At 33.3% G+C, this 26,723-nt stretch carries 34 protein-coding genes; 13 read left to right on the top strand and 21 right to left on the bottom strand.

Annotated features, from left to right (window positions below; genetic code table 11):
• Window positions 1-38: 38 nt before the first annotated feature.
• Window positions 39-257, bottom strand: a complete 219-nt coding sequence (locus NSS80_RS10475; protein WP_024428232.1) for a hypothetical protein — start codon at window positions 255-257, stop codon at window positions 39-41.
• A gap of 186 nt (window positions 258-443) precedes the next feature.
• Between NSS80_RS10475 and NSS80_RS10480 the strand changes: the two genes are divergently transcribed.
• Window positions 444-662: a helix-turn-helix transcriptional regulator gene (locus NSS80_RS10480; RefSeq protein ID WP_342498256.1), complete on the top strand. Its 219-nt coding sequence runs from the start codon at window positions 444-446 to the stop codon at window positions 660-662.
• Window positions 663-816: 154 nt separating this feature from the next.
• Here the strand turns inward: NSS80_RS10480 and NSS80_RS10485 are convergent, their stop codons facing one another.
• The 8 genes from NSS80_RS10485 to NSS80_RS10520 all read right to left on the bottom strand — a co-directional run bounded on the left by NSS80_RS10485 (window position 817) and on the right by NSS80_RS10520 (window position 6,689).
• Entirely contained in the window at window positions 817-1,803 is a 987-nt protein-coding gene (locus NSS80_RS10485; RefSeq protein ID WP_342498257.1) for a hypothetical protein, read from the bottom strand.
• Between the two features lie 2 nt (window positions 1,804-1,805).
• Window positions 1,806-3,194 carry a hypothetical protein gene (locus NSS80_RS10490; protein ID WP_342498258.1) on the bottom strand — a complete coding sequence of 463 codons (1,389 nt, stop codon included), beginning with the start codon at window positions 3,192-3,194 and terminating at the stop codon, window positions 1,806-1,808.
• A gap of 86 nt (window positions 3,195-3,280) precedes the next feature.
• Window positions 3,281-4,363: a site-specific integrase gene (locus NSS80_RS10495; protein ID WP_342498259.1), complete on the bottom strand. Its 1,083-nt coding sequence runs from the start codon at window positions 4,361-4,363 to the stop codon at window positions 3,281-3,283.
• Window positions 4,364-4,376: 13 nt separating this feature from the next.
• The gene (locus tag NSS80_RS10500) at window positions 4,377-4,559 is read right to left on the bottom strand and encodes a helix-turn-helix transcriptional regulator (RefSeq protein ID WP_342498260.1); all 183 of its coding nucleotides are present in this window, start codon (window positions 4,557-4,559) and stop codon (window positions 4,377-4,379) included.
• A 58-nt stretch (window positions 4,560-4,617) separates the two neighbouring features.
• Window positions 4,618-4,926, bottom strand: coding sequence for a hypothetical protein (locus NSS80_RS10505; protein WP_117730707.1), 309 nt, complete (start codon window positions 4,924-4,926; stop codon window positions 4,618-4,620).
• Between the two features lie 12 nt (window positions 4,927-4,938).
• Window positions 4,939-5,124: a hypothetical protein gene (locus NSS80_RS10510; protein ID WP_342498261.1), complete on the bottom strand. Its 186-nt coding sequence runs from the start codon at window positions 5,122-5,124 to the stop codon at window positions 4,939-4,941.
• 244 nt (window positions 5,125-5,368) lie between these two features.
• Window positions 5,369-5,497, bottom strand: coding sequence for a hypothetical protein (locus tag NSS80_RS10515; RefSeq protein WP_342498262.1), 129 nt, complete (start codon window positions 5,495-5,497; stop codon window positions 5,369-5,371).
• Between the two features lie 28 nt (window positions 5,498-5,525).
• Complete coding sequence (locus NSS80_RS10520; protein ID WP_342498263.1) at window positions 5,526-6,689, bottom strand: AimR family lysis-lysogeny pheromone receptor; 1,164 nt, start codon at window positions 6,687-6,689, stop codon at window positions 5,526-5,528.
• 162 nt (window positions 6,690-6,851) lie between these two features.
• Between NSS80_RS10520 and NSS80_RS10525 the strand changes: the two genes are divergently transcribed.
• Window positions 6,852-7,016, top strand: coding sequence for a hypothetical protein (locus NSS80_RS10525; RefSeq protein ID WP_342498264.1), 165 nt, complete (start codon window positions 6,852-6,854; stop codon window positions 7,014-7,016).
• A 164-nt stretch (window positions 7,017-7,180) separates the two neighbouring features.
• Here NSS80_RS10525 and NSS80_RS10530 read toward each other — a convergent pair whose 3' ends face one another.
• Window positions 7,181-7,804, bottom strand: a complete 624-nt coding sequence (locus NSS80_RS10530; protein ID WP_178930197.1) for a hypothetical protein — start codon at window positions 7,802-7,804, stop codon at window positions 7,181-7,183.
• Window positions 7,805-8,273: 469 nt separating this feature from the next.
• Between NSS80_RS10530 and NSS80_RS10535 the strand changes: the two genes are divergently transcribed.
• Together NSS80_RS10535 and NSS80_RS10540 are read left to right on the top strand one after the other, a co-directional pair.
• The gene (locus NSS80_RS10535; RefSeq protein ID WP_340719481.1) at window positions 8,274-8,819 is read left to right on the top strand and encodes a hypothetical protein; all 546 of its coding nucleotides are present in this window, start codon (window positions 8,274-8,276) and stop codon (window positions 8,817-8,819) included.
• A gap of 21 nt (window positions 8,820-8,840) precedes the next feature.
• The gene (locus NSS80_RS10540) at window positions 8,841-9,164 is read left to right on the top strand and encodes a hypothetical protein (RefSeq protein ID WP_340719482.1); all 324 of its coding nucleotides are present in this window, start codon (window positions 8,841-8,843) and stop codon (window positions 9,162-9,164) included.
• Window positions 9,165-9,329: 165 nt separating this feature from the next.
• Here the strand turns inward: NSS80_RS10540 and NSS80_RS10545 are convergent, their stop codons facing one another.
• The 11 genes from NSS80_RS10545 to NSS80_RS10595 form a co-directional block, all read right to left on the bottom strand.
• Window positions 9,330-9,488: a hypothetical protein gene (locus tag NSS80_RS10545; protein WP_342498265.1), complete on the bottom strand. Its 159-nt coding sequence runs from the start codon at window positions 9,486-9,488 to the stop codon at window positions 9,330-9,332.
• A gap of 206 nt (window positions 9,489-9,694) precedes the next feature.
• Window positions 9,695-9,904, bottom strand: coding sequence for a hypothetical protein (locus NSS80_RS10550; RefSeq protein WP_342498266.1), 210 nt, complete (start codon window positions 9,902-9,904; stop codon window positions 9,695-9,697).
• Window positions 9,905-10,223: 319 nt separating this feature from the next.
• Window positions 10,224-10,418, bottom strand: coding sequence for a hypothetical protein (locus tag NSS80_RS10555; RefSeq protein ID WP_342498267.1), 195 nt, complete (start codon window positions 10,416-10,418; stop codon window positions 10,224-10,226).
• A gap of 23 nt (window positions 10,419-10,441) precedes the next feature.
• Window positions 10,442-10,582 (bottom strand): hypothetical protein, encoded by a 141-nt coding sequence (locus NSS80_RS10560; protein WP_342498268.1) that lies wholly within the window; start codon window positions 10,580-10,582, stop codon window positions 10,442-10,444.
• Between the two features lie 33 nt (window positions 10,583-10,615).
• Window positions 10,616-10,828 (bottom strand): hypothetical protein, encoded by a 213-nt coding sequence (locus NSS80_RS10565; protein WP_079005136.1) that lies wholly within the window; start codon window positions 10,826-10,828, stop codon window positions 10,616-10,618.
• A gap of 44 nt (window positions 10,829-10,872) precedes the next feature.
• Window positions 10,873-11,166, bottom strand: coding sequence for a hypothetical protein (locus NSS80_RS10570; RefSeq protein WP_342498269.1), 294 nt, complete (start codon window positions 11,164-11,166; stop codon window positions 10,873-10,875).
• Between the two features lie 46 nt (window positions 11,167-11,212).
• Window positions 11,213-11,641, bottom strand: coding sequence for a hypothetical protein (locus tag NSS80_RS10575; RefSeq protein ID WP_342498270.1), 429 nt, complete (start codon window positions 11,639-11,641; stop codon window positions 11,213-11,215).
• Window positions 11,642-11,994: 353 nt separating this feature from the next.
• Window positions 11,995-12,381 carry a hypothetical protein gene (locus tag NSS80_RS10580; protein WP_342498271.1) on the bottom strand — a complete coding sequence of 129 codons (387 nt, stop codon included), beginning with the start codon at window positions 12,379-12,381 and terminating at the stop codon, window positions 11,995-11,997.
• 317 nt (window positions 12,382-12,698) lie between these two features.
• Window positions 12,699-13,790, bottom strand: a complete 1,092-nt coding sequence (locus tag NSS80_RS10585) for a hypothetical protein (RefSeq protein WP_342498272.1) — start codon at window positions 13,788-13,790, stop codon at window positions 12,699-12,701.
• A gap of 1,439 nt (window positions 13,791-15,229) precedes the next feature.
• Window positions 15,230-16,342: a tubulin-like doman-containing protein gene (locus NSS80_RS10590; RefSeq protein WP_342498273.1), complete on the bottom strand. Its 1,113-nt coding sequence runs from the start codon at window positions 16,340-16,342 to the stop codon at window positions 15,230-15,232.
• Complete coding sequence (locus NSS80_RS10595; RefSeq protein WP_044141764.1) at window positions 16,342-16,638, bottom strand: hypothetical protein; 297 nt, start codon at window positions 16,636-16,638, stop codon at window positions 16,342-16,344. The genes NSS80_RS10590 and NSS80_RS10595 overlap by 1 nt, the downstream gene beginning before the upstream one ends.
• A gap of 469 nt (window positions 16,639-17,107) precedes the next feature.
• Between NSS80_RS10595 and NSS80_RS10600 the strand changes: the two genes are divergently transcribed.
• The 9 genes from NSS80_RS10600 to NSS80_RS10640 all read left to right on the top strand — a co-directional run bounded on the left by NSS80_RS10600 (window position 17,108) and on the right by NSS80_RS10640 (window position 26,689).
• Window positions 17,108-17,287, top strand: a complete 180-nt coding sequence (locus NSS80_RS10600; protein ID WP_024428208.1) for a hypothetical protein — start codon at window positions 17,108-17,110, stop codon at window positions 17,285-17,287.
• 12 nt (window positions 17,288-17,299) lie between these two features.
• Entirely contained in the window at window positions 17,300-19,831 is a 2,532-nt protein-coding gene (locus NSS80_RS10605; RefSeq protein ID WP_342498274.1) for a hypothetical protein, read from the top strand.
• A gap of 224 nt (window positions 19,832-20,055) precedes the next feature.
• Window positions 20,056-20,331, top strand: coding sequence for an HU family DNA-binding protein (locus NSS80_RS10610; RefSeq protein ID WP_216927249.1), 276 nt, complete (start codon window positions 20,056-20,058; stop codon window positions 20,329-20,331).
• Window positions 20,332-21,416: 1,085 nt separating this feature from the next.
• Complete coding sequence (locus NSS80_RS10615; protein ID WP_056704537.1) at window positions 21,417-21,608, top strand: YonK family protein; 192 nt, start codon at window positions 21,417-21,419, stop codon at window positions 21,606-21,608.
• A 14-nt stretch (window positions 21,609-21,622) separates the two neighbouring features.
• Window positions 21,623-22,843 carry a hypothetical protein gene (locus NSS80_RS10620; RefSeq protein WP_342498275.1) on the top strand — a complete coding sequence of 407 codons (1,221 nt, stop codon included), beginning with the start codon at window positions 21,623-21,625 and terminating at the stop codon, window positions 22,841-22,843.
• A 21-nt stretch (window positions 22,844-22,864) separates the two neighbouring features.
• Window positions 22,865-23,320 carry a hypothetical protein gene (locus tag NSS80_RS10625; protein WP_255233929.1) on the top strand — a complete coding sequence of 152 codons (456 nt, stop codon included), beginning with the start codon at window positions 22,865-22,867 and terminating at the stop codon, window positions 23,318-23,320.
• Between the two features lie 46 nt (window positions 23,321-23,366).
• Window positions 23,367-23,933, top strand: coding sequence for a hypothetical protein (locus NSS80_RS10630; RefSeq protein WP_342498276.1), 567 nt, complete (start codon window positions 23,367-23,369; stop codon window positions 23,931-23,933).
• Window positions 23,934-24,009: 76 nt separating this feature from the next.
• Complete coding sequence (locus NSS80_RS10635) at window positions 24,010-24,933, top strand: hypothetical protein (protein WP_342498277.1); 924 nt, start codon at window positions 24,010-24,012, stop codon at window positions 24,931-24,933.
• On the top strand, window positions 24,920-26,689 hold the full coding sequence (locus NSS80_RS10640; protein WP_342498278.1) for a terminase large subunit: 1,770 nt from the start codon (window positions 24,920-24,922) through the stop codon (window positions 26,687-26,689). Before NSS80_RS10635 ends, NSS80_RS10640 begins: the two co-directional genes overlap by 14 nt.
• Window positions 26,690-26,723: the final 34 nt, after the last annotated feature.

Raw genomic sequence — 26,723 nt, forward strand, 5'->3', positions numbered from 1 at the left:
CTTACAATCTTAGATGTAGGATTTATGTTATTTTAGGTTTAATCTATCTCTTCAACATTTTCTAATGTAATATCCAGACATCCAGATTCTAATTTTATTTCCCTATCACCGATTTTTAATATGATATCTGTTGTTAATTCATAAGGTGTCATAACCAAATCCGCTTTTTTATACGCAGCCTCAGTATTTTCAACATCTTCAATTTCTAAGAATGTATCAGCGCTTATAACGAAGCAGGCTCTAAACTTATTAGCCATACTCATTTCTCCCTATCTAATTAGTCTCCTGCAACACAAAAGGAACGTTTGTTCTGTTTCTTGTTCTAATTATACATCTTAGCTCTAATATTAGCTACAGTATTTTTTTCTTTTTTTATTGTGGTTAAGTTGGTATGATATGTAATAGAGCTTGTACATTTTAACAACAAAACTGGAGGTTGTCCGATGTTAAATGTAGAGATCGGGCAATGCCATATTCCAAAACTCCTGAAGGAAAAAAATTGGAGTCAGGCTGACCTGGCACGTGCCACTGGCCTCACACCACAAACCATCTTCCAAATAATCAATCAACCTGTAGACATCCGTATTAAAACAGCAGCTAAGATCGCTATGGCTTTAGGATGTAGGATTGACGATTTGTTTGAGTTTAGGATACGGCATTGATTAACTGAGACAATGGTCTCAGTGCACCTCCATTATCAGCGAATTCGCTGATAAGACTATACTACTATAAGCATAACAGGTTGTATACACAATATTTTGTCTGTTTTTGTCGAATAGGGAAATTATTTAGAATTTTTCATAAAAAAGAGACAAATCATAAAGATTTGCCTTCTTTTTTAAGTTCATCTGTATAATATTTTCTTATTGTTTCCTCATTCATAAATTCTCTTCGGTCTGAGATGATCTTTTGATTTAAATCAGTCGTTTGGACTTTCCTATCTTCATATATTTCATTAAGCGCTTTTCTGTCCAGCTCTTCCCCTTTTAATATTAGTTTATAGCCCTCATATAGAAGGCCTGACTTAACTATACCTATTGGTCTTAAAAATGAAAAACCAAATATTTCTTTAAGGTTTCTAAAAGTAGAACTTACTACAGTTCTCGAAGCTTGTCCTTGCCCAATCGCATTAGTCTGTTTTGTTTTTATTACATATTCATTATCAACTAAACTTAATGATGGCTTTCTAAGCCCTGGTTTCCCATTCAATGGTCTATATTCTGTTTCAAGGTTTGCTTCAAGACAGTCTTGCAAGGTTGCTTTCTCAACTTTTATTGTTCTTTCTCCAAATTTCGAATCATGGACAGTTAGCATGTTATTATTATTTAACGCCTTTTCTATATCACTTCTTTTAAGACTGGTCATTTCACTTGCCTCGTAACCTAATATGCCCTCAAAAAGCAATCTAAACAAGGCTCTATCTTGGGCATTAACTAATTCTTCGCACATTTTTTCCAATTCGTTTTTAGTTATATATAGTTTTAATGATGAATCTATACATGACAATAGATCATTGGTTTTTATCAACCTAGCTAAATTATTACTCCCCTTTGTAACACCGTTTGCAATTGACCAATCTATATAAGTTATCATGGTGTATAAGAATGTTTCCAATGATGCAAGAGAAGTTGAATACATCGCTCTTAGCACATTCAAAATTTCATCAGTTGTGAAATCAAATAAGTCTTTATCCCTTATTTTTTCTTCTTTTTGTGAATGACTAAATAAAAGGGAGGCTTGCTTTAGTTGACTATCACCACTTAATGTATCTAAATAAGTTTTCTTAAACTCCTCGTTATACAAAGCTATACACCTTCTACTTCGTTCAATTTGTATTGAATATATTTAATAACATGCTTTTTACTGTGAGTTACTTCATTCTTTTTATTTAGAATTTTGTGTTCTTTTAACTCTGGATTACTTCTAATAAAGCTAAGTCTCATTTTTTTAATTATTTGTTGCGTCATTGATGCGCTAATACCAGAAGTGTACATGAAATATGCTATTTCCATGAACCCAACCAAAATGTTTTTATTTATTACAATAGTTTTTTTGGCTTGCTCAAATTTGTCTCCTAGAAATTCTTCGTAATACAGCTCAGTTAATTCATCAAAGAATTCAACTAAAAAGACACCAATTTTCCTTACAGCTATTTGATCTTTCAGCAACTTAGGGAATTTTGTTGCCTCTATTGCACTTATTACATCATTTAAGGAATATAAATAATCTGATTGAGTTGCGATCACATCATGATCTAAACTTATTCTTTGACCAATTACACTGTTGTCTCTAATATGAGTAACAACTTTGTTCACAGGATTTTCTTCGTTCATTTCTTTTAGCTTCGATAGTCTAACTGGAGTTATTGTATTATGCTGGCCAAATAACTGCCTTGCAACTTTTTGAGTTACGTTGTAAAAGTCTATTTTCATAAATTTATCATCAAAGCTGCCAGATCTTACTGCTTTCGATATCCCTACAATTCGATGGTAACCATCAATTACATCTAGCAGCGTGCCGCTCATAACTGTTAATGTTCTTTCATGGGGATCATAAAGAACCTCAATCCCTTCGGAAGATGAACCAAATCTTGCATTAAGTATTAAAGTTGAGCTTATTAAGGTACCATAGATAGTTTTTTGTGAAATTTCTTCTACTGCATTTTGATTAAGCTCAGGGATAGGTATTTCTCCTCCCAAGAACTCAAAATTTTTAGTCTCACTAGTTCTTTGAGTTCTTGGGTTGTATTGAAGCAAATGGTTTTCATACATCTTTGCTATTTCGCTTCTTTTAAGTAAGAATGTGTAGTTGTTGTCATCTACTTTAGTAACATCCTTAAATGTTATAGGAAAATTCAACTCATTGTCATTATTCTGTGAGAAACCTTCCCAAGTTGTTTCAATTTCTTGAATTATTCTTTCGGGGAAATAATTTGTTGGATTAATCTTTTCATCTTTAGTCACTTCATACATACCTGAAGTTAGAAGGTATTTTTCTTCTTTTCGAAGTGCTTCCTGTCTCCCAAATCTTATTATTAGATTCATTGTTTCCCCAGGTGAAATACCTTTATGAGAAAGAATGTTTTGAAGTCTATCCCTAAAATTTTTATCATGTTTATTTTTTTGCAATAACACTTCTATAGTTTCGTTTAGAAGCGCATCTTTTTCATCATCAAAAATCACTAAGTTATTCATACAAATACACACCTCTTCTAAAACAAAAATAACAAACATATTATATTAAATCAATTTTTAGTCAAAAAATTAATCTAAATGTAAACTTACCTCACAAATTCTAGGAATTTTTGCACAGTTCCCCTATCTGCTTTACGAAAAAAATTGACAAAATCTTCTTTTGAAGCACTCTCAATTAATGAAAAATCTAAGTCTTTATCCATCAATATACCTGCAGAATTTTCGATACTCTCGTTTTTAGTTAGATATCTCAATGGAGTTTTTGGATCTTTATGATTCCCTTGAGTCATAGCAACTCGTATATCATTACCAGACTCTTCATAAGCTATATCAATCCCAACTCCCTTTAAAGAGTGAGGTTTAAGGTTTCTTGATGCAGGTATACCTAATCTATCCAAAGCTCTATTAAACGATTCTCTGTAAGATCTTGATGTCAATCCATTAAACACTAAATCATTATCCATGTTGTTTTGTTTTTTTAATTGTTGCAGCTCATTCAAAAAATTTTCATGAAGGCCAGTTGAAACTACATATGAACCCTTGTTCAAAGCTTCAACTTTATACAGTTCACCTTCAACTTTCTTGATATCCATCCATCTAACAGTAAGTGCATACTCAATTCTAAAAGAAGTACGAATTAAAAATTTGGTGAGTAGCTTTTTTTTCAATCCATTTTCACGCTCAAGCAGCATATTTTCTGCAATTCTTTCTGCTTCAGTTTGTGTGGTTTTGCCGTAACTCTTAGAAATTTCTTTTAATTTCTTTGCTGATCCAAATTGATTTAAATCAATTAAAGAAGAATAAATACTAACTGTCTTAAGAAACTTGTATAAGCCTTTAACTGATATTACTTTACGATTAATTGTTGAATTAGCTAAGCCTTCTTCTTTCAGATGTTTTCTAAAATTTATTAAGTCAATTGAAGTTATTTCAATGTCGCTTGGTGTTAAAAACTCGATACCCACTTCAGGTTTAATGTATTTAAAAAATTGTTTAATGTCCCCATAGTAGTTTACAGCAGTGTTTGTCTCAAATATACTATGTCTTCTTTTTGCTTTTGCAAAGTGATTTGTGTTTCCTACCGATCCTTCATCATCAATCTTTTTTAGATAAGTCATGATATCGTTATATACAGTGTATTCCTTTAGTGGAATTGGTTTAGTCTTCATTTTTCTCCCTCCTTCACATTAAGTCTTCAATTGTTGAATTAAGAACAATCGCTATTTTTGCCATTTCAATTAACCTAGCCTCTTCAGGATTAGAGATGATTTGGTTTAGCCTTTTCACTGAAATGCCTGATTCAGCAGCTACACTCTCAATAGTTTTGTTTGATTGTTCTATAATATTAATTAAGTTATTAGGCACTGGCACATCTCCTTCGAATGCTTATGTATCTTAGATGCCCTGGCCATTGATGTTAATTTTATGTAGTGATAAAATACTCGAATTCATATTCAACAGATTTTCGAAGTTCTTTAATGAATTCCATTCTCTTACTATAGGCTGCGAGAAGATCTCCAGTGTATGTGTTTCTCAATACGGTTTGATTAAAAGAAAACTCATCTATTTGTTTTAAGTATGCATCTACAGCTTGTTTAACCCTATACAGATCAACAGGTGAATTGATTGAAAAACTAAGGCTGCGTAAATATGTGAGCTCTTCTTTTAAGCTGTTGATTATTTCGTATTGATACTCAATGTCCGCACAGCTTTTTTCTGGTGATGCAATCACTAGCCTTACCTCCTAACTATTCAATAATTTCATATATCCTGAAATCATCGATCTTCTAATTTGTTCTTTTTTGATTTCTTCATCTATGTTATTTGTATTTTCTTTATGATTAAACCATTCTCCTCCGAATTGATCTATCTTTCGAGCATATACAGTTTTATTAAAATTTATAACATTGTCTTTTCTAGCAGCTAACATAGTTCTCCCCCTAAATTAGATATTTCCGTATGTCTTATTTATATTTTAATGGATAAAAAAACATATGTAAAGCCTTTTTCATGACAAATAACACATTCTTTTAATTATTTTTGAATGCGTTAATTTAGTTCCTATTCATTTAAGTTTAAGACTACAGGCACTTTCCCTTTAAATTAGAAAAGACGCTTAGCTCAGTAGAGCCAAACGTCATGCTATGTATTGCTAATATTTATTTTTGTTTAAATCAACCGCCACGACCTGGATCAGCTAACTTGTTTGTTGTATGTGATTTAGCTTGTTCAAAATCATTTCCTGCTACTACACCTGTTGCTGCTACCAATACTAACGTTAAAACTAGAATCATTTTTTTCATTATATCACCTCCCTTCAAGTTGTAAAGACTACATCGCGAAAATTTCCAAAATTTCATTTTCAACATTCATTTTTTTGAGTTCAATTAATGGTAGTTGCATAAAAAATTTGTCTCCAGACTCCTTGAAAAACTTTACAGATTTAAAGAAGTCTCTTTTATCTTTGCTGATCAATCCTTGATAAAAATAATTAAAAGCTTTTTGTCCAGGCTTCAGTTTTTTCAAATCAATTGTGTTTAATATCTCAATAGCTTTCTTGTTCTGATTGTTCTTTATATGGTAAAAAGCATGTTCATGTTTATCTGAATAGTGTTCTTTTTCTAAAGGAAGGTAATTGTTTTCTTTGCCCCAGTAATTTTCTAAAAAGCTTAATGAACGAAAAACTTGTTTTGTATATATTTCATTATCATTACTGGCTTCAAGTGCTTTAAGAAAGTATTTTTTCGCAGTATCATAATCACTAAAAATATATGAATTTCCGCTGTGTAAGTTACCAAAGACTACAAACCTATTTGAAATATTTAATTCTGTAGCTAGATTTGCTAATCTTCTGGCCTCATCAATCCTTAATTGCGCTAAAAACGCATCAGAATTAATTGCGTAAACCCTACTTTTGTACGAACCCGCAATATATTCATTGCATAAGTCACTAAAGTCAAATTTGTTTATTTGCTCATTAAGTTCTTCCATTCGGTTGAATTCAGTGTTTAAGTTTCTGTTATGTAGTAACACAATTCTGCTGAAAAGTTTCATTTCCTTTGTTTTAAGCTTTAGAGAATGCAACTTTTCTGTTGTTTCAAATTCATCAATTCTATTGCAAAGTAACTCTTTTTGTAATTTGTATACATTTGCCCATTCTTTGCTTTCTGCATTTGTAGAACTTTGCAATTTTTCAATTAATTCTTCGGTAAATTCATTAAGATTATTAGATGAAGCGTACTCCAACCCATCTCTAGCTAATTGCTTCCGTGGATCTGTATTTAAAACAAACCTTTGTATTAATTCACTTTCATTTTGTGGAAAAACAAAACGAACAATTTTTAATAAGGAGTTAAAACTCTTAAGAGGTCTGTCTTGTTCATTTAAAAATTTATAAAAACCTGATGTTTGTGAATACCCTGCCAAACTAGCCAATTTTGCTGCTAATGAAGGATCTTCTTCACATTTTGTCTTTAATACCTTCTTTATATCCACTAAATGACCTCCTTATCTTCATATTATTAATATACCTTGTTTAACCAGCATAGTCAACCATTAGATATATGTAATTTGTATTTTATTAATTGTGTTTTGACTTCCTCTTCATAAATCATTAGTATAGTTATGAATAATAAGCTAAAGGAGTACGTCATTTTAATGTTAGAAGAAATTGATTTAGAAAAGATCTACGACATACGAGAACATCCTGATAAAAATAGTGGCCGCTGCGACAATTGTGATGCAGCTCAATTTAAATCCACTATATCTAAAGGCGAATTCATACGTAAATGCGCCAAATGCGGAATGAAGAAGAGGGTTTGATCCCTCCCCTCTTATCCTCCTGGACGAATATCAGCCATAATCTCACCTCCTATAACCCTTAACCTCCAACTTTAATTGCTTCAATAATCATTTTTTGCTCCCTTCTATATGAAATACTTCTTTTATTACAAAACAAACTTATCAAATTAGATTAAGCATTACTCTTATACATTCTCCTCTGACCGCTCATCAAGACTGTCATAATATGCATCTTCAACCATTGCTTCAACATCTGGATCATCAAATAAGTCATCATTGTGCAACTCAAATCTTGCGTCACCGACCATATCCTCCAAGTTAGGAATATGTTTTGAAAAATATTCAATTGATAGCTCATAACAATCTGTTAATTGCCTGTATACTTTTTCTGCTTCTTCCTTACTCAAATTAATTTCATAATGCATAATTTCATTTCTCTTTTTGTTTAGATATGTCATTGCCTTTTTAAATTTTCGGGGCACTTCTATATCACAAAGAAGTTCAAGTCTCCTAATCGCTTCAGAAAAACCAACAGTTTGTATGTTTGGGGAAACTTCAAAAATACTATTTTTCTTTTGTTTAATCATTTCTTCTTTTGCTTTCATATATGAAGTAAGGTCTTTGAAAACCAAATATTCGTTTTTGCTTTTCAATAAATATTTAAAAAGCAATTCAGCAGCGTGATTTATGGATAGTATTGCATCTTTGATTCTATGATCGTGCCCCTCAGCCAATTCTATCATTACCTGAATTGAACTATGCGTTGCGTTAAGGGAATCTACAGCATTGTCTAATAATGTGAATTTCATTTGATCTCGCCTTTCTTTAAAAGAATGATTTCATTCGAAAAACTCTTGTCTCTCTTTTAATCTTCTATAAATACTCCACCCAAAATAATTGTATTTAAACGCATTGCTACACCTCTCTATACAAGCACTATTTTATCATATAGCCAGTTGATACTCACCAATATTTTCTTTTATTTTCCTCTTCAGATTCCTAAAATTCAATTTCGCACCTCATTAAACAGCCTAAGTTTCTAAGCTTCTTTTTAAGGAAATACTTGCAAAAAATTAGAAGGAGTAACTCCTAGGGAGGTTTAAAGATGTTTTTGTGTGTAAATATCCCCTTTTTTAGGTGTGAGAAATAAGTAACACATCGAATGAAAAAAAGACAAAAAGCTTGTGATTTAAATACTATTTCTTCTAATTTATGTAAAATTTATTTCATTTTGTGATATCCTCACTATTGAAAAATGATTAGAAAGGAAGTATTCCAATGAAAAAGTTTTTTGTTAAGATGTTGCTAGTTCTCATTTCAGCAGCAGTATTTATTCCATCTACAGCTACACATGCAGCAGAAAATGTCGAACAGAAAGAAGATTTGGTAGTTACTATCAAACCTACTGAGCTTCAGAAACAACTTGCTTTAAGAGATGTACCATTAGAAAAACAAGAAGCCTTGATTCAAGCATTTAAAGCTATTGAGAATGCTAACAATGATCCACTTGCTACTACAAATGGCCCTAAAAGCGCGGGTATTAAGGCGGCAATCAAAGTAATTAAAGGCTTAGTAAATAATGACTGGGCACAATGGGTTTTAAAGCAACGTTTTGGAAAGGAAGCAGTTAATGGTACTGTCAAAAATGCAAACAGGATCATTAAAGAATTAGAAAAAATTCTTGATACTCCAAAAAATGCAGCTGGCAGGGCTAGAAAAGTTGTTTCTGCAGAGCTTAAAAAACATATTGATTCGGGTGTAGCTGATACAATCGGACTTGTTGTTGAATACATTGTTCTCACTGCTGATCTACTCATACTTTAGATAAAAGGATGGTGACTGTATATGTCACAAAATCAATTCATTCAGTTCCAAAAAGCCAATGGTTTAGACGATGAAGACGTTCAATTCCTCATCACTCTCTCTGGAGCATTTTGCAGTTGTGAAGAGGAAGACAAAAAGGCATATGATATAACAAGGTTAGCGTTCATTAGACACTTTGGTGAGGATTTAAACCTTTCAGAAATTGAAGGAAATACTAGAGAAGAATATGAAAAGATCATCAATCAATTTCTAAGCAAGAAGGATAAAAAAATCAATGTAGATGAACTTTTACAATCTTTTTATGCTGCTGATATGATGGAAGGATTAAAAAAGAAATTCAATTAATGGCCTTCGTAAGTAAATTGTGTGAAAAGGGGAGCTGTTTATATGCTCCTCTTTTTAATTAAAAACATCATTTTATTTGGTCTGTAATCAATCATAAAGCACGTTACAGGATGCAACACGCTTTAATAAGGTCTTCTTTTAATAAATTCCTTTATGTTTTCAAGCTCAGTAATTTAATTTGTTATTTAAGTATTCCTCTACGCTGCCACCAAAGCCTTTATACCCTTCTTCAAGTTCATCTATGATTTGATCCTGATCAGCCCAACCTTTGAACATGTTGTGCATACTTGGCTTTGAAAGTTCTCTTTTAATTAAATCTCTCACACCAGTCACCTCTTTAATATATGTAATTTATAATCTATCCAGAAAAAACAAATGCACATAGCAACATAATGGCCAATAAACTAAATACAGCAACACTGATTAAATCATCCCGCCGCTTTAATAACCGCTCCTGGATTGTTTTCAACATTTCCACTCCTTATAATATGTGTTATTTATTTGTTTAAAACTCATGTTTTAATTAGTTTTTAAGCCATTGCCTTAATATGAAGATCAGTGATCCATTGCATTAATCCTTCAAATGTTGGATCACGTTTTTCAAGGTGGCAGTTAATCATATACATTTTCAGATTCTCACCCACATCAGTGATCCAATCTACTCCAAAATATCCTTCATAAGCATTCTGTTCATAGCCTTCTAACATATCTGCCATTTTCTTTGCAGTCATTTTTGTCATTCCGCTACCTCCTATCGGATATTAGATTTAACGGACTCAAAGGTCCCGATGTAGTTTCGTTTAAGTATTTCATACGAAATCTCTCCTTTTAATAAAAGAAACATTTTATTTGATCATTTTTAAATCACACTTGCGGATTTTTTCCCACCCCTTATCTTTTCTAAATAATCTATAATAGCCAACTTTTTCAAAGCATTCTTGTATTTCAGATTTGTTATTTAGATTCCAACCTAATGTCGGATCGTTGATACATTCGGTGCCATCATTTAAAAGGATTCTTATCAAAAGTACTCACTCCTTTCTGTAGGAGATCAATATCCTACCCATTCAATCTTTCTATACAGATCTTTTCTGCCATTTTAAAATCATCGCCATGTATCTTATTCGCTAAATTCAATCGTTTAAAACAATGCCAAAACTCATCTATCTCTTCAAATGATGTTACATCATGACTTACTACATCGTATTTTTCGTTGAGGAAATTTAAAGCTTCATATTTGTTATTGAATTTCATTAATATTGCACCCCTGTATAAGATCAAGTGAAATCGACATCATCTTCACTAATCTCCAATCGATTTCCTGCTTCATCTTCAACAATTGCCATATCAAACTCTGGATAATAGTCAATGAATTTATAAAGTGTCTCATCTCTCTTTAACTTAATGTTTAAGTGCAAAGCATTAACCCCTTTCTGTAGAAAATCAACATTTCATTCAGTATCAACAAATTCAAATCTTGACCTGAAAAATTCATCATGTTCATAAGCACCATATTCATTGTCTTTAGTTGCAATGATATGTTCTTCACCTAAATCATCAATGATTTCAATACCATCATCGGTTATACGAAAATCATATTTTTTATTTAATGTAAACTCTTTGTCATGACAGTCTGTAACATATTTAATTTTCACATTAGACATTTTACTTGTTCCCTTCTGTATAAAATTAGAATTTCATTCGAATGTTAAATGCACTCTAACAACTGCTTATTTCTTACATGTTCTCTATAATCATTTAGAGTGGATTTTCCTCTAGCAATTGATTCAAATGCATTTTTCGCATCTGAGTATGAGGCGAAGTCAAGCGCAAGTCTAAAGGTTCTATTTCTTCTTGGAGCATAATCACCATTTAGACTATGTAATGATTTAGGATAGGCACCTATGACTCCTCCATAAGGCTTGAAGCTATAATCACAATTCCAATTTTCTATTTGTAGTGAAGTTCCATCAGGTGCAATCGCCTTTTCTAATATCTCCATTTCAGCCATCCTCATTTATGTTATTTGTGATTTAATAATACTTTTTTTATTCAACTGCTGTAATGCTCATTCTCAAAACAATCCGCATCATTTCTTCTTGAAATCCTTTGCTATCTTTTTTAGATGAGAGATTAATAAGATTTTTCATGTCATTTAAATTAAGATTAGGCAAAATATTATTGGTGAAGTGTTCTTTTGCTTTTGTGATATTTTCTTTTTCATTTTTTGCTTCTCTGAGTGAGTTTAGACTTACAACATTTGTTGTTTTCACTTCTTCTTGAACATCTTCTATTTCTTGTTTCGTTACTTCTGCTTCGATAGATCGGGGTGTAGGATCAGTAATAAAGGCTTCGACTAGATCAGCTTCACCATTTTTGATTAGTTCAAGTGCTTCTGATTTTTTAATTGGAAAACTTCTCATTTGAGCCCAGCTATATCTGTAGTATCTGTTACCTTTTTGTTTAATTAACATCATCTTTACCCTCTCCAGTCTTACTTTTTATTTTTGCAACCCCTGACCATTATTGACCAGGACGCTCACAGCCTAATGCCTGTTTATACTCACTGTGACGAGTTTAGTGTATCAACATGTTGGATATATCCTTTATCAATCCATGAGCTATGAGGAGACCACTCGGCGTCACCCTCTCTCATATAAGCTGTATGTACAGGTGTTCCGGCTTTTCTATCAGGATGCTTTTCTTCTGTTAATTTAGTCCATACCTAGTTGTTCGGTTTTTCTTTTTTCATATCTAATCTCTCCCTTTAAAATATTCATTTTATGCACATAGTATCCCTACCGTGAAATTAGTGGTAAGAATACAGGATCTAATTCAACCCGTATTGCACAATAATTGCATCTACACATTTATACATGTATTCAATGCATGTCTCTCTACTTACCCAATAGTCTGCTAATGTTGATTCAACAGCATTGCTCAACTTATAGAAGTAAGGATGCTTGTGGTCTGGTAAACAGTTGTATGAAGTTAATTCGTGAATACCTTTTAACATCGTTTTAGCTGCATCAGCGTCACCAAAATACATAAGTGCATTTACACAAGATTCAATATGAGTTGTTAATTCAGTAACCATCCTTTTATACTCCTTATTTTTAAAACAGTTTGCCATGAAAGCTTCCAACTGACCCTCGAAATTATACTTCTTGAAATTAGATTGTGTTGCCCAAGTAGTAGGTTGAATAGTTACTGACATAATAAAGGTCTCCTCTTCGCCCGATACCTTATTGTACCTGTCGGCAGTTCCGTTCTTCTCTATGTCTTTATTATATATGTTATTTGTATTTTAATCAATACTTTTCATTTGTTATTTTTAATTTATTTCAGTATTTTATTACGTCCTATGAGGGGTTTGGGGTGGTGTAGGACGAAAGGGCAATTCAACTTGTTGAAGTGACCAAAAGTCAGCACCCCAAGGTCTTATTTTTCTTACTCTCCCTAGGTAAAATCAAAATTTTGCCCATTTAAAGCCTATATAGTTATTTATATATAGGGTTTAATTGGACATTTTTTTCATTTTAAGCTGATATGACAGTCTTTTTCGATCAAAATTTTAGTTAATTTTTTTGTTTGGGCAACATATTCTTTTTTTCGTCTATAGCCCTTACTTTTTGTTAGAACAGATTTCTTATGTCTTACTTTAGCATTTGAAACAATCCTACCTTGTACATCATTGTTTAAGCTTTCTTTCGCCTCTCTTCTCTCTCCAGCAAGCATAAGGCCAATACTTTCATTTTTCCATTCTTCATTTATATGATCTTTATTAAACTTAATTTCAAATGAGTTGTAGTACAGATAAATGTTTGCTTTATCAAATAGAATTTCGTGTACTTCCTTATAAAACTTATCCTGCAGGCCTTTTTTATAAACTTCTGCAATTGATTCGCATTGGTAGTCACGTAAAAGATCCCTTTCAGTGGACAAAATAAGTTTTATTTCTTCATCTGTAGCTTTACGGTGAATTGTCTTCTCGTGAACATCTGACATGTAGTGGTAAAGTTCATCACCGTATTTATCAAAGTCTTTATATTCTCTTGCTTTGATATGTCCATAATCATTTAAAGCTGCTTCAGTCTTAATGAAACCAACGGTAAGACTATTGCTCCACATGATCAAAGCTTTACTTCTCAATCTCTTTAAAGCTGCTTCAACGTTCCGTTGTAACATTCCATCTGTAAGAGTATAAAATTCATTTATCTCTTCTTTAGAAACATTAGTTATCTTAGAAAGCTTCAACGGCTTTCTTTTGCCAATCATATAGTTGGCATTCGTCATCTGTAATTCCCTATATAGAATATTCTTTGGAATGAACAGCTCACCATCATTTTTATCCTGGTGAAGCAGATCAATAATTAATTTTTCAATATGCTTAATGTGTTCGCTGCTATTGTTTCCATTTGTTCGCCTGTCTGTTTTAGGCTTTGGTTGTGAATATACTTCTTTAATCTTAATCCTATGTCCAATTTTCACAAAGCTGAAGTACCGCTCCCATTCATTTAATTGAGCTTTCTTCTGATTGCCTGATTTACATTCAACGGACAAAGCATCGCAAAGATATTTGTAATTTTTAAATTCATCTCCAGGCTTAATATTATTTAGATTCAATTGTTCACTCTCCCCTATTCAAAATTATATGTATGGCGAGCTGAGCTACCGCTCACCATTTAAAACCTTTCAATATCAAATAAGACAACCAAGACACAATCAATATCAATGTAGCTATAACATATGTCCAGATAATAAATGATTGTGCGTTGCTGCTGAATAACCCTTTGATAAGCCAGAATACAATGAATGTGATACCAAATGTGATTAATGAGTACCGTAATTGTTTATGCTGCATATATGTTTACAAAGTGCTGCAAGGTGCTATAATATAGGTGACAAAGGGAGAAGTATCTCCCAATGTCTAATGGTGTTTAACGGCGTATTCGTTTGCGAGTCCTTGACCTAGGTCGCTTACGTGTACGCTTTTTCTTTTGGCTTATACTTTTAGTGATACTTACAACCTTTTCAATAATCACAAGCATATTGATTAAGACTGTAGTAAGACTGATTAGTAAAGCCATTATTATAGTCACCTTTTCAAGCACTTTTGCACCTCCTTTCCATACTTCTATTATAACATATATTCGTTATTATGTGTGTTATTTGTTGTTTATTAATTGTATTTATTCATATTTATTTTTGTGATTAGATTCGTTTGTATGGTGCGTTAAGTATGATTAGATAGATTGGTTGTGTAATTGAATTAAACCTTTGTATGAGGCTGTAAGTGTGCTTAAAATTGATTTGGTGACGTGTGAGTGATTAATGTGAGTTATGGGTAAATAAACATAGCAGAAGATTAGGATAGGATTAGAGTGGCTAAATTAAGTTGGATGAAAAATAAAACACACTATGGACAAGTATAATAATATGTAAGATGAGAATATGATATTAAATAACACTTCGATTTCCTGCCCCATGTTATTCACACGAATAGTTCCGCATAATGGAACAAACTTTCAAAATCACAACATTTTTTTAAAAATTTTAAATTTAATCTGATAAAGTATTGATTTTCTTTTTGAATTGTGTATCAAGTCAGTCGCAAATAAAAAAGCAGACTCAACAAGGAATCTGCATTATAACTATAATTATAAGTCGTATTCATAACCATAAAACACCAGTAGAGGGGGGTATATTAACATCCAAATCACTAAAACAAAGAACAAATGTGCCCATAGCACTTCCATTTCCACACCTTGTAAATTTTATCGATTTTAGCCTATTTTCTATCGTACTTGCTATCGTAAACGCCTTATATATCAACGGTTTCCCCTTCCACAACTCATCCATTTTTCATGAGTTCCTCTAAATTTGACCTCTTTTCCTTACTCCCACAACGACTTTACGATCACACACTACTCATAATCATTAATTTGTCGTCAAACCTATTGCTATTACTGTGTTTTTTCTCCTTTTGATTGATTTTACGATATCGTCCTCAAAAATTTACGATAACAAAAAAATGAGACAGTCAATTGACCATCTCACCCAAACTATCCCTTTAACGATTTAAGTTTATCCAGGTAGCTCCCCCTACTTACCTGTTTTGTATCCTTATTAGATTTAGCCTGCTGCTTTAAAAATGCTGACTTTGAATTAAATTTTGGAACATATACCTCTTCTTTTACTGGTTCAACTTTTCTTGATTCAATCAGGTCATCTAATTGCTTCATTCTGTCGTTAATCCAACCTAGGCCACTTAAAATTGATATCACTTGATTCTTACCAGTATCATAATATCCTTTAAATAAATCTAACGGTTCCCCATCATTAAAGAGTCTTTTAAAGTTAATCTGATCGGTTATATCTGCATTACCATCTATAATAACACCCGCTTTAATTAATGAATCAAATGCATCAGCACTATATATTGAGTCTTGCCATGACTGTTTAATATCACCATGAAGAGAATTTGCAAACTTCCCCTTGCTATAATCAGATAAATCCATTTTTGATAACACTGTCACTCCTGGTGTATTAAATATCTGATTTAAGTCTTTTTTATCTAATGTACTGTAGTTTGATGGAAGATTTGTGTACTCTTCAACCTCTTCAATCATGTCTATAAAATTAGTATTTACCTTCGAATACAAGGCAGGCTCTGAGAATGATTTAGTGCCCTTTTGAGACACTTTAAGATTGTCTAATGCAATTATACTCAATTGCTTTTCTGACAGCTCTTGAAGGCACTCTACTGTGTTTAATTGGTTCAGAATAACTTCACTTTGATCAGGTAATACTGGGACAGCAACAACGGTTTTATTGTCTAAGTATTCATCTAATAGTTCAATTAAGGTTGGCGCAATTCCTGATCCTGTACCTCCAGCAGTTGAAAAGACTACAAACACAATTTGAATCGATGGCTTTTCCATTGCTTCTTTAATAAATTCAACAGATGATTCCCAGTTATTTTTAAAATAATTGATAGCTGCTTCCCTATCCTTGCCTACTCCTTCGGATCCAACTAGCTTCAGTTTGTCTTCAACAACTTCCAAACTATTTAAATCTGAGCTAGAGTAATTGACAGCAATACTGAAATATCCTCTTTTCATTGCTTCGTCTGCAATGCTCCCACCACATTGGCCAATTCCAACAAATCCATACATTAAACCATTTCCCCTTCCAAATGATATTCTAAGGCCATAATTCCATATGAAGTAATTATGAATTTATGGTGCTTACTCGATGAGTCTCTTTCAATAAGCAGCAGTGCCTCTAATTTACTTAAAGCTGATCTTATAGTCGCTTCTGAAAATTGAGTGTCTAGTTTAACTGATTCGATCTTGAAGTCTTCTTTTGTCATTCCTTTTATTAGTCTGTTCGCTCCGCATTCTTGCAGCAATGTTAACAGTGATACATCATCAATATTTAATCGAGCAACGACTTCATCAAAATATGCCATACTCCATACTGCACCTCCACTGATAGAGTAACAAAAGTTATCCATATAGACAACTTTTTTTATCTATTTAAGTGAATTTAATTGAACATTTGAATAAAGACAGCACATAATATAAAATTCTCAATGGGTGATATTATGAAATATAAGGTTAGAAGCAATTTAAAGGACTACCTAAACTCTAAAGGTATTAAACAGAAGTGGCTTGCTGACCAAATAGGCACTAACTCCAGTAGAATTTCTATTTGGTGTGCTAATAATGATGAAGGTTTCTGTTCCAATCCCCCATCACTTCCTTACGCTATAGCATTATGCAAAACGTTGGAATGCGAAATACATGATCTCTTCTCTATTATTGAAGACTGAGTAATCAGTCTCACACACAAAAGAATAAATTACATATATTTTATATTGACTAAAATACAAATTACATATACAATCACCTTATAGCAAATTGAAATGAGGTGATTTATTGGGATCATGTAACAAGCAGGACATTATTGAACTTCTTGAGTATCGGATTGTTAATGGTATTGCTTCTCAAGAAGAGAACACATTCTATGAAGACTTCAAATGGTTTGGCAAAATGGACGAGTCTTCTACCCTATTTAAAAGATTGGCATTACATATTGAAAGACAAAATAACAAATAGAGGAGAGCGCTTTTGGGGAGAAAAACAAATGATTTAAGCAAACAAGTGTTTATTTATAGTCTCGATACTTCTAGTTTTTATAATGATCGGGAGAATTTATTACATAGAAAGATTTTAAAGTCTTATAGATATAGAGATTTGCTTAAAACACATAATGGGGATACCAAAAAAAATAAGAAGTACATAAAAAACAGAATCGCTAAATTAAAACAGGAGTTAAATCAAGCCTTCAGTGAACATGAAAGTGTACGAATGCTTAGAGCTGACACGTTAACTGACAATAAAAAGATCGCTATGTTTGATTCAGTTATGACTCGAACTCTAGGTATAAAAGAAAACAATTTCTCTGATGATGTAATTGTGGTTCAGGTATACCATTTCCAGGTGTTCAAGAGTATTCTTGATAAAGGTTTTGTACATAATAATGAACTTTATGTTTACTTTACGAGTTCAGCTGGGCAAATACGAACGAAAAAAGCTTGTTTTATTAAGAAGTCTACATACGATAAATTTGAAAATGCTTTAACATGTGGCCTCAGTCTTGAAGATATCAATTCTAATGGTGGGATGAATATCAATAAATGGAATGCTTACCTTGCTTTATCGAATAGTGCCAGCAGCCATTGGGATATTGATATTAGTAAAACTGTTGTTGTTGATGACTTAGAGACTAATGTAATGAGTGAAGTTGATTACATTGATAGAAATACATATGAGATTACTAGAAAATCAATGAACATTCCTATTGAACATACTGATGGTTGTGGAATTATATCACCTAAGCTCAGTAGTAAAAGCTTTATGGTCAGACTGCCGTGGGTTAAAGGACTGTTAGTGCCCTTCGACTTTCATCGTTTTGCAGAAACACATAACAAAACACAAATTACAGACATATACGGTAAGGTATGGGATATTAAAAAAGATGATATCCAAATTATTTTCACTAAATCTCAATTTAAGATGTGGAAATATTATAAGTCCTGGAGAGAATATCAAGAAAAGTTTGTTCTGTACGGTTGTCTAGGTGCAAAATTAAATGAAGAAGATCCTTCAGTTGAGGGAAAACTTACATATCAAATGCTTCAAACCCTTACTGATATTACTCATGATGAGCTCAAGTCTATTAGTAACAAAACTGTTGAGGAAATAAAAGCTATTGGTAATGATAAAGACGTAATGTTAAAAATTATGGGGGCTACTGAGAATCGAAAATTCAGATCGCCTTTGCAAAATGCATTGCTTCTCTATCCTCAACTATTGAATGATGATCATGTCAAAGAAACCATTAAGAATAAGAAAAAGAGTCTTGTAAAAGACGCAAAATCAGGCAAGTTGCAGATCGAAAACTCCAAGTACACATATCTCTGCCCTGATTTATACGCTTTTTGTGAAAAACTTTTTCTAGGAATTGAACATCCAAATGGTTTGTTGGACGGAAGCAATGTTTACTGTGCGCTTTATGATGAAGGAGAAATTGATGTACTTCGCTCCCCTCATCTTTATCGTGAGCATGGTATTAGAAAGAATGTTAGAAATGAGCTTTTAGATGACTGGTTTATCACTAAAGGAGTTTATACAAGTGTCCATGATCCAATCTCAAAATTGCTCCAGTTTGACAATGACGGAGATAAAGCGCTGATCATATCGGATACATTCTTTGTTAATATTGCAAAGAAACATGTCGCTGACATCGTTCCCCTTTATTATGAGATGGGTGTTGCAAACAAACAGATGATTAACAGCTCGAATCTCTATGAATCTCTGACCAACGCCTATGCGGTTAATATTGGCGAGTATAGTAACAATATAACGAAGATCTGGAACAGTTCTTCAGTTAATATTGATGTTATCAAATGGCTATGCGCTGAAAATAACTTCGCTATTGACTATGCAAAAACGTTGTTTATGCCTACAAGACCAGACAATGTTGATAAACAAATTAAAAATTACATAAAAGACAAAGTGCCTTTCTTCTTTGTTCATGCTAAAGATAAGGATATCTCTTCTGTACAGCCTATTAATGAGAGTACTGTAAATAAACTAGAAGAAATCATTCCAACTGATAGGATTAATTTCAAAGCTGTTGCTGGACATTTCGATTACAACTTCCTATTAAAAAACAAACGTATTAAAGAAGATGAAGAATTGGTTAGTGAATACATAAAGCTTGATCGCAATAAAAAATGGCTTACTAATAATGAAGAAACCAAGCCAAATCAGAAATTGTACGTTTACAAACTCATTAGAGATAAGCTACTTGAACTAAATAGTGATGAACAGTATGTGGTAGATGTTCTTGTAAAACATCTATATAAAAAGAAAAGCAGATATAAAGCAACACTATGGGAATGCTTTGGTGACACTATACTCAATAATCTAAAAAGGAATTTAAAAACTTTCAAAGGTTGCGTAAAGTGCGGACAAATGTATAAACCCACCTCGAACAACTCTAGTTATTGTTCAAAGTGTTCAGTCATAATTGAAAAGGAAAACAAAAGAAAAAGACAGAAATCATATGCGTCCAGGATAAAAATGACGGTTTAGGAAGTGCCTTGAGCCTTAGAGACACAAGGGATACAGCGTTTTTGTGCAAAAATAAACCTAGTAAAAAGTGGCTTCAACCTTACAGCCGCAAGGGTTTAGGCCACTTTTGGAGATAATCGTCATAAGGGAGGTAAAAAGCAAATATCCAAATTAAAAAGGTTAGTATATCTCCCCTCCCCAATTTTTAAAATAACAAATTACATATATAATCAGGAGGAATTAGAATGAATAAAACAGAATTAGTATTAGCAGTGGTTGAAGCAACAGGATTAGCAAAAAAGGAAGTTGTAACAGTTGTTGAAGCAACATTTGATGCAATTGAATCTACTCTTAAAGAAGAAGGTCAAGTTAAGATCGCTGGGTTTGGCACATTCGAAGTGACCACTCGTGCTGCACGCAAGGGTCGCAACCCTCAGACAGGTGAAGAAATTGATATTCCTGAAACAAAAGCGCCAAAATTTAAAGCTGCTAAAGCACTCAAAGACGCTGTAAAAGGTTAATTTTATTTAAATAAATTACACACTTCTTCAATATTAGAGGTCTATCACGAATATGGGGGTATTCGTGGCTGACTAATGATTATTAATAGAATAATAGTCATTAGTGGGTTGACTACCCAGTACAATTTTTCTCCAAACTGTCTCACTCCCTTTCATAAGTTAGTTCTGACTCACATTTAAGGAGATGGCTACTCCTGAGTCGGATAATATTCATTTATATAGGTTTGAACACCCCTTCTTCAACTTATGCTAAATGAATATTATCGGGCTATTAATGTCAATAAGTCTTCACGCTTAATTAAATGCGACTGTATCCTAACAGGGGCTTATTATAGGAGGCATTTTGCTCGACAATTAAAACTAATTGCGGTGTTGTGCTTCGGCCTTCACTTAAGGTGATTGGATGCGTCCGATCTTCTTTTAAAATTTATTTTCCCAAGCATGTACCTTCTCACACGAGGTATAAAAAACATGTGAATAAGAGACTGGCGATCTACACGCAATGTATGTAGATAAGGTGTGTGACCTGACAAGTATCACAGAGTTTGTCTCAAGAAAGGTTTATTATGGGTCTTACCTTTCTATTCAATTGTACACTTTCAAGACTTTCACTTGAGTAACAATTACACTTGGTATTTCTACAGCACAAGGAATTGTGACTGTCTGACTTGTGGATTAGCTAAATTTTAGTAAGAGTACTGTGTGTACTCCTGTCCATGAGGTTTTTCAAATCGGGGATGCGGTGGCGGAATAGGTAGACGCACAATCTAGGTGGAATTTAAAAGATTTCAAGTCATTACTGAGCCGTTAAATAGAGCAGACGTTCCTAGTCTATACGGTTTTACGAGGTGCAAATCCTCGTCCGTATCTCCACTTTGTTAATTAAATCAGTTCTTCCCCCTCTTTCATATGTAGAGAGGTTATTTTAGTTAGTAAATTCCTTCGGGTGTTTCCCCAGCACCCTTCCGACATTTTTTTATTCCCCTTCTTCTCTCCTTTTTCGGGTGTTCCAATGTGTCGGCATTGGGCATCCGAAGGAATTTATTCGGTTTAAATAAAATTACATATATTTTGGAGGTTTTATAATGGCAAGTAAAAAAACTAATCAAGTTAATTTAAAAGGATTCTTCGATATGGACGTTATGGAAGTGACAGAGCTTACAAAAGACGACGAACTTAGATACGATTTTAAAGAAATTTTATCTGAATTTAACGGTAAACAGGTGAGCATCACTATTAAAGAAGAAAATGAATTGCCTGTTAAAGATAATGAGTAAAGGTTGGTGAGTTAATGGTTGATCCGATTAAATTGAAACGTCACTCTGATGAAAATTTGAAGCAGTGGAAACTTAGGATTTGTGAAAACTATAAGGAATATGGTCTTAGTAACTGGAATGAAGTCGCTGAAGTGATTAACAAAGAAACTGGTGACAAAAAAGGTGAATCAGCTTATCGTAAATGGTTTACTAACTTCAATGAAGGTCGTGACTATCAAAAAGAAGTAGTTGCTGAAGGTAACGGAGCAATTGTTGAACTTGAGCTGAAGAAAATTGAAGTTTTGGAAGAACGTAAAAAGCTCCAAGCCATGAAGAATGAAATCCACAAAAAAACGAGAATCAAAGGCAGAAATGAATTAATGTACGAACATGTTACTGCTGCTATTGAGAATCAACCTTCTCTCCCTCTCCCCTCTTTCAAAGTATTACAACCCAACCACAAACAAAGAGCTGCAATCTTAGGTTTTGGAGATGAGCACTTTGGCAAAGAATTCAAAAGTTTGAATAATGAATACAACGAACAAATCTATCTTGAAAGAATGGCTCAGTTATTAAGTGACACGGTTGAATGTATTCAAAAAGAGTCCTTTAACGAACTTGTAGTCTTAAATGGTGCTGATAGTGTTGAAGGGATGGCTTTGCGTGTTTCACAGTTAACCCCTTTACAATATGGATTCATGGATCAAGTGATTAAATATTCACGTTACAAAGTTGAATGGCTCAAAGAACTGTCTAAATATGTGAAGATTAAATACATACATATCCCCTCTGCTAATCACACAGAACTGAGACTTCATGGGACAAGTCGTGGTGAAATGCCTAAAGAAGATGTTGAACGTATTATTGCAACATACATTCACGACATGCTAAAAGAAAACGAGAGAATTGAAGTACCGCTTTATGATGATGGTATTGTCGATTTTAATTTATTGGAGTTTGAGTTCGTTGCTTGTCATGGTCATCAAATTAAGAACAAAAAGAATGCCATTCGGGATCTTTCTCAATTAAAAAGAAAGTTCTATGACTATATGTATATTTCTCATTTTCATCATGGGAATATGCTCACTGTTGGTGAAGCAGCTGGACATAATGTACAGGTAATCCAACTCCCTTCTGTAATGGGATCAGATGAGTATAGTGACAGTTTAATGACTGGTGCAAAAGCTGGTGCTAACCTATCGATCTTTGAATCTGGCAAAGGAAGAACAATTCAATACGATTACATACTAAATTAAAAGAATAAGGCTGGTGAATACATGGAATTGGCGATGACTGAAGGATATAACTTACATTTGTATGATCCTCAAAATGAAGAATTGTTGATTGATTTAAAAGCCATTCAAGATACGGAAATATATTTTTCTGACGAACATAATACATACTTAATTTTTGCTAGAAATGCGTTTTTGAATTTAGAAGTTCTGAAATTTCTTGGAAAGTATCAATCCCCTACATCATTAGAAACAAAATTAGGGAAAAAGAAAAGCATCTCTATTGGGCGGGACTGCCCAGGCCATAAATTTAAGATTGTTGCTGAGACTATAGGATACCATCCAAAAGACAATAAGTCTCAAACAATTCAACTTGAGTTTAATGATGTAGAAATTATTTCACGTGCTGAATTGAAAGGCCAAAAAGCAGAAATGTCTAGCATGGATTTAATTTTTAAAGTTACCCCAGTAGATGGAGAATTCTTTAAAATTCATTACTAAATAAAACTTTAATTTTAACTTAATTTATTGATGAGGATGATGAATGATGATTGAGAACCAAAACAAAGAACATATTGAATTCCTGCGTGAACACTTAGAAGTACTTACTAGGTTGAAGGAAACTGGATATAAATGTGATCGAGAGATCAATGATGTACTATCGAAATTACATGGAATTGTTTTTAAACAAAAGCCTTCCATTACATTTGGCGAAAACACCTTTTTCTCTGGTGGAGGAAATGTATCAGATAAGTTCCGACTTGGTTTTGTAGACTCTTATTTACACAAGAGATTTAGAGAATTCCAACCTGCACTAACACCAGTCAATGACGAGGACAGGGGTAAGGGCAAATCTACTTTACTTCTGAGCTTCTGTTTTGATGAAGGAGCAATGATTATTGTGGGAACAGTAGCCATTGCTAAATTATATCGGGAAATTCTAGATAAAAATGGGTTTACATCACTAAGCTCATCTCGCTCAATTCTAACAGTTGGACAACTGAAAGGCAGAAAAGGTAGCGCTTATATTGATGAATCTGTTAGTGAAAAACAACTTCAGAATATCAGAGAGAATCAAGAAATTGATATCTTAGGTGGTTTCTATACTACTTAAACACATTTTTAGAACGTCTAGTTGATCTGGGCGTTTCGTAAAATGTGTTTATATTTTTAATTGGAGGTGAGCAAAATTGGCAGTCAGTAAATTGACATGCACATGCTGTGGGAAAGAGCAAAGTGCAATCCAATTCTATAAATCTGAGTCCCCATTTAACAAAAACTCAGGAAAAATAAGTGTTTGCAAATCTTGTTTACAGGAAGAATTCAAAAAGGCACCTGAAGACATTAAACACGTACAGAGTATCTTTCGAATGATTGACAGGCCATTCATCTATGACATCTGGATGTCTTCTCAGGAAGAAGCTAAATTAAAGAGTAAGGGTAATCAATTGAATGTTTTCGGCACCTATATGAAGAATATTGGTATGAAGGATTTCATTTTCAAGAATTGGTCTGACAGTGAATACGATCTAGAAGAACAAGATGAGTACACTAAACAGCTCTTATTATCAAAAAGTGATAGTGATATATCTGAACAAGATATTCAAGAACTGATTCACTTTTGGGGACGTGGTTTAGATTATGAAGATTACGTTTGGCTTCAGAATGAATATGTTGACTTTACTAATCGCTACGAATGCGATTCTAAAGGCATGGAGCTTTTAATAAGTCAGATATGTATGACAATGCTTGATATTAGAAAACGAAGAGAAAATGGTGAAAAAGTTGATCAGCAGCAAAAAACTTTGCAAGATCTACTTGGTTCAAGTAATTTAAAGCCTGTTCAAGAAACTGGAGCAAACGGGGCTGAACAAGAAACTTTCGGAACACTATTAAAAAAATATGAAAATGAAAGGCCTGTTCCAGAACCTGAAGAAAGATGGAGAGATCCTGATAAGATTTCAAAGTACATCAAGGTTTTCTTTTTAGGGCACCTATCTCGTATGTTAGGTGTTAATAATAAATATTCTGATGAATATTGGGAAGAAATTGATCAACTTACCGTTAATGAACCGATTGAAGAAGATGAGGATAATTCTGATGGGCTCAATTAACAACTTCAAACCAGATAGTCATAAAAGAACCAAGGGTATAAACATTTTCAAAAAGACAAGAAATTTTGAAAAGAAAACAAAATCAGAGAGGTTGATGGAAGGTATTGGAGTGTGGGCTTCGTTTTACAGAGCTAACCCTCACCGTTTTGTAAGAGAATATCTTGGTATCACTCTGAAATTGTTCCAATGTATCTTGATCTACATGATGGTACATAATCACTACCTTATGTATCTTGCAAGTCGAGGTCAGGGAAAAACTTGGCTAACCTCAGTTTACTGTTGTGTGCAAGCTATCCTTTTCCCAGGCACAAAAATTGTTATTGCCTCTGGCACTAAAGGGCAAGCAAGAGAAGTTATTGAAAAAATAGACGATCTTAGGAAAGAATCGATAAACCTAAAACGTGAAATTTCTGACCTGAGAACTTCTTCTAACGATGCTAGAGTTGAATTTCATAACGGAAGTTGGATTAAAGTCGTTGCTTCGAATGATGGTGCCCGTTCAAAAAGGGCTAATCTTTTAATTGTTGACGAATTCAGAATGGTTGATTTCGAAATCATTAGCAAAGTTTTAAGGAAATTTTTAACTGCCCCCCGCTCCCCTCGATATCTTGAAAAAGAAGAATACCAACATCTGAAAGAACGAAACAAAGAAATTTACCTCTCCTCATGCTGGTACAAAGTTCACTGGTCTTACAATAGGTTTTTAACATACTTTAATGCAATGATGAAGGGTTCGCAGTATTTCGTGTGTGGGCTGCCATACCAAATCGCTATTAAAGAAGGCCTTTTAGATAAAGATCAAGTTAAGGATGAAATGTCCGAAGAAGACTTTGATTCAGTTGGTTGGTCAATGGAAATGGAAGCACTGTGGTTTGGCGAATCAGAAAAAGCGTATTTTAAATACGAAGATTTAGAGAAAAACAGAAAATTGGCCTCTCCTCTTTTCCCTCAAGATTATTATTCGTTAATTAAAGACTCTAATTTTAAATATGAACCGAAAAAACCTGGTGAGATTAGACTTGTATCAAACGATATCGCTACAATCGCTGGCAAAGAAAATGACGCAAGTGTCTATACTGTTATTAGATTATTGCCAAACGCTACTGGCTTTGATAGACATATTGTGTATATGGAAAGCTTGGTTGGTGGTCATACAGGTACACAAGCTACTAGAATACGGCAATTACAAGAAGATTTCGAATGTGATTATATTGTTTTAGACACTCAAAATGCTGGAATTGGTGTCTATGATGCACTTTGTCAACCTCTGTATGATAAAGAAAGAGCAAAAGAATATGAACCTATTTCTTGTATAAATGACGATAAATTAGCAGATCGTTGTACATATCAGCACGCGAATAAAATCATATATAGCATTAAAGCTTATGGTCAATTGAACAGTGAGATAGCAGTCTTATTAAAGGATGGATTTAAAAGAGGGAAAATAAAAATGCCTGTTAGTGAAAATGAAGGCAAAGAATATATGAAAAAATTCAAAGGGTATGAATCATTACCTGAAGAAACTAAAGCTAAGTTTATATCTAGTTACGCTCAGATAACATTGCTGATTAACGAAATGATTAACCTTGAAGCTGAATATGCAGACAACGGACAAGTCAGGTTAAAAGAGCCTAAGAGTAAAAGGAAAGACAGGTATAGTTCTGTTGCCTACGGAAATTATATCGCTTCTTTACTTGAACGAAACATGAATAAGAAACATGATTTTGACGATGATGATGATTTAGTATATTTCTAATAGATTAGAGGTGATAAAGTGACAAAAAAAATCA

Source organism: Bacillus sp. FSL M8-0350, assembly GCF_038593345.1.
GTDB lineage: Bacteria > Bacillota > Bacilli > Bacillales > Bacillaceae > Bacillus > Bacillus safensis.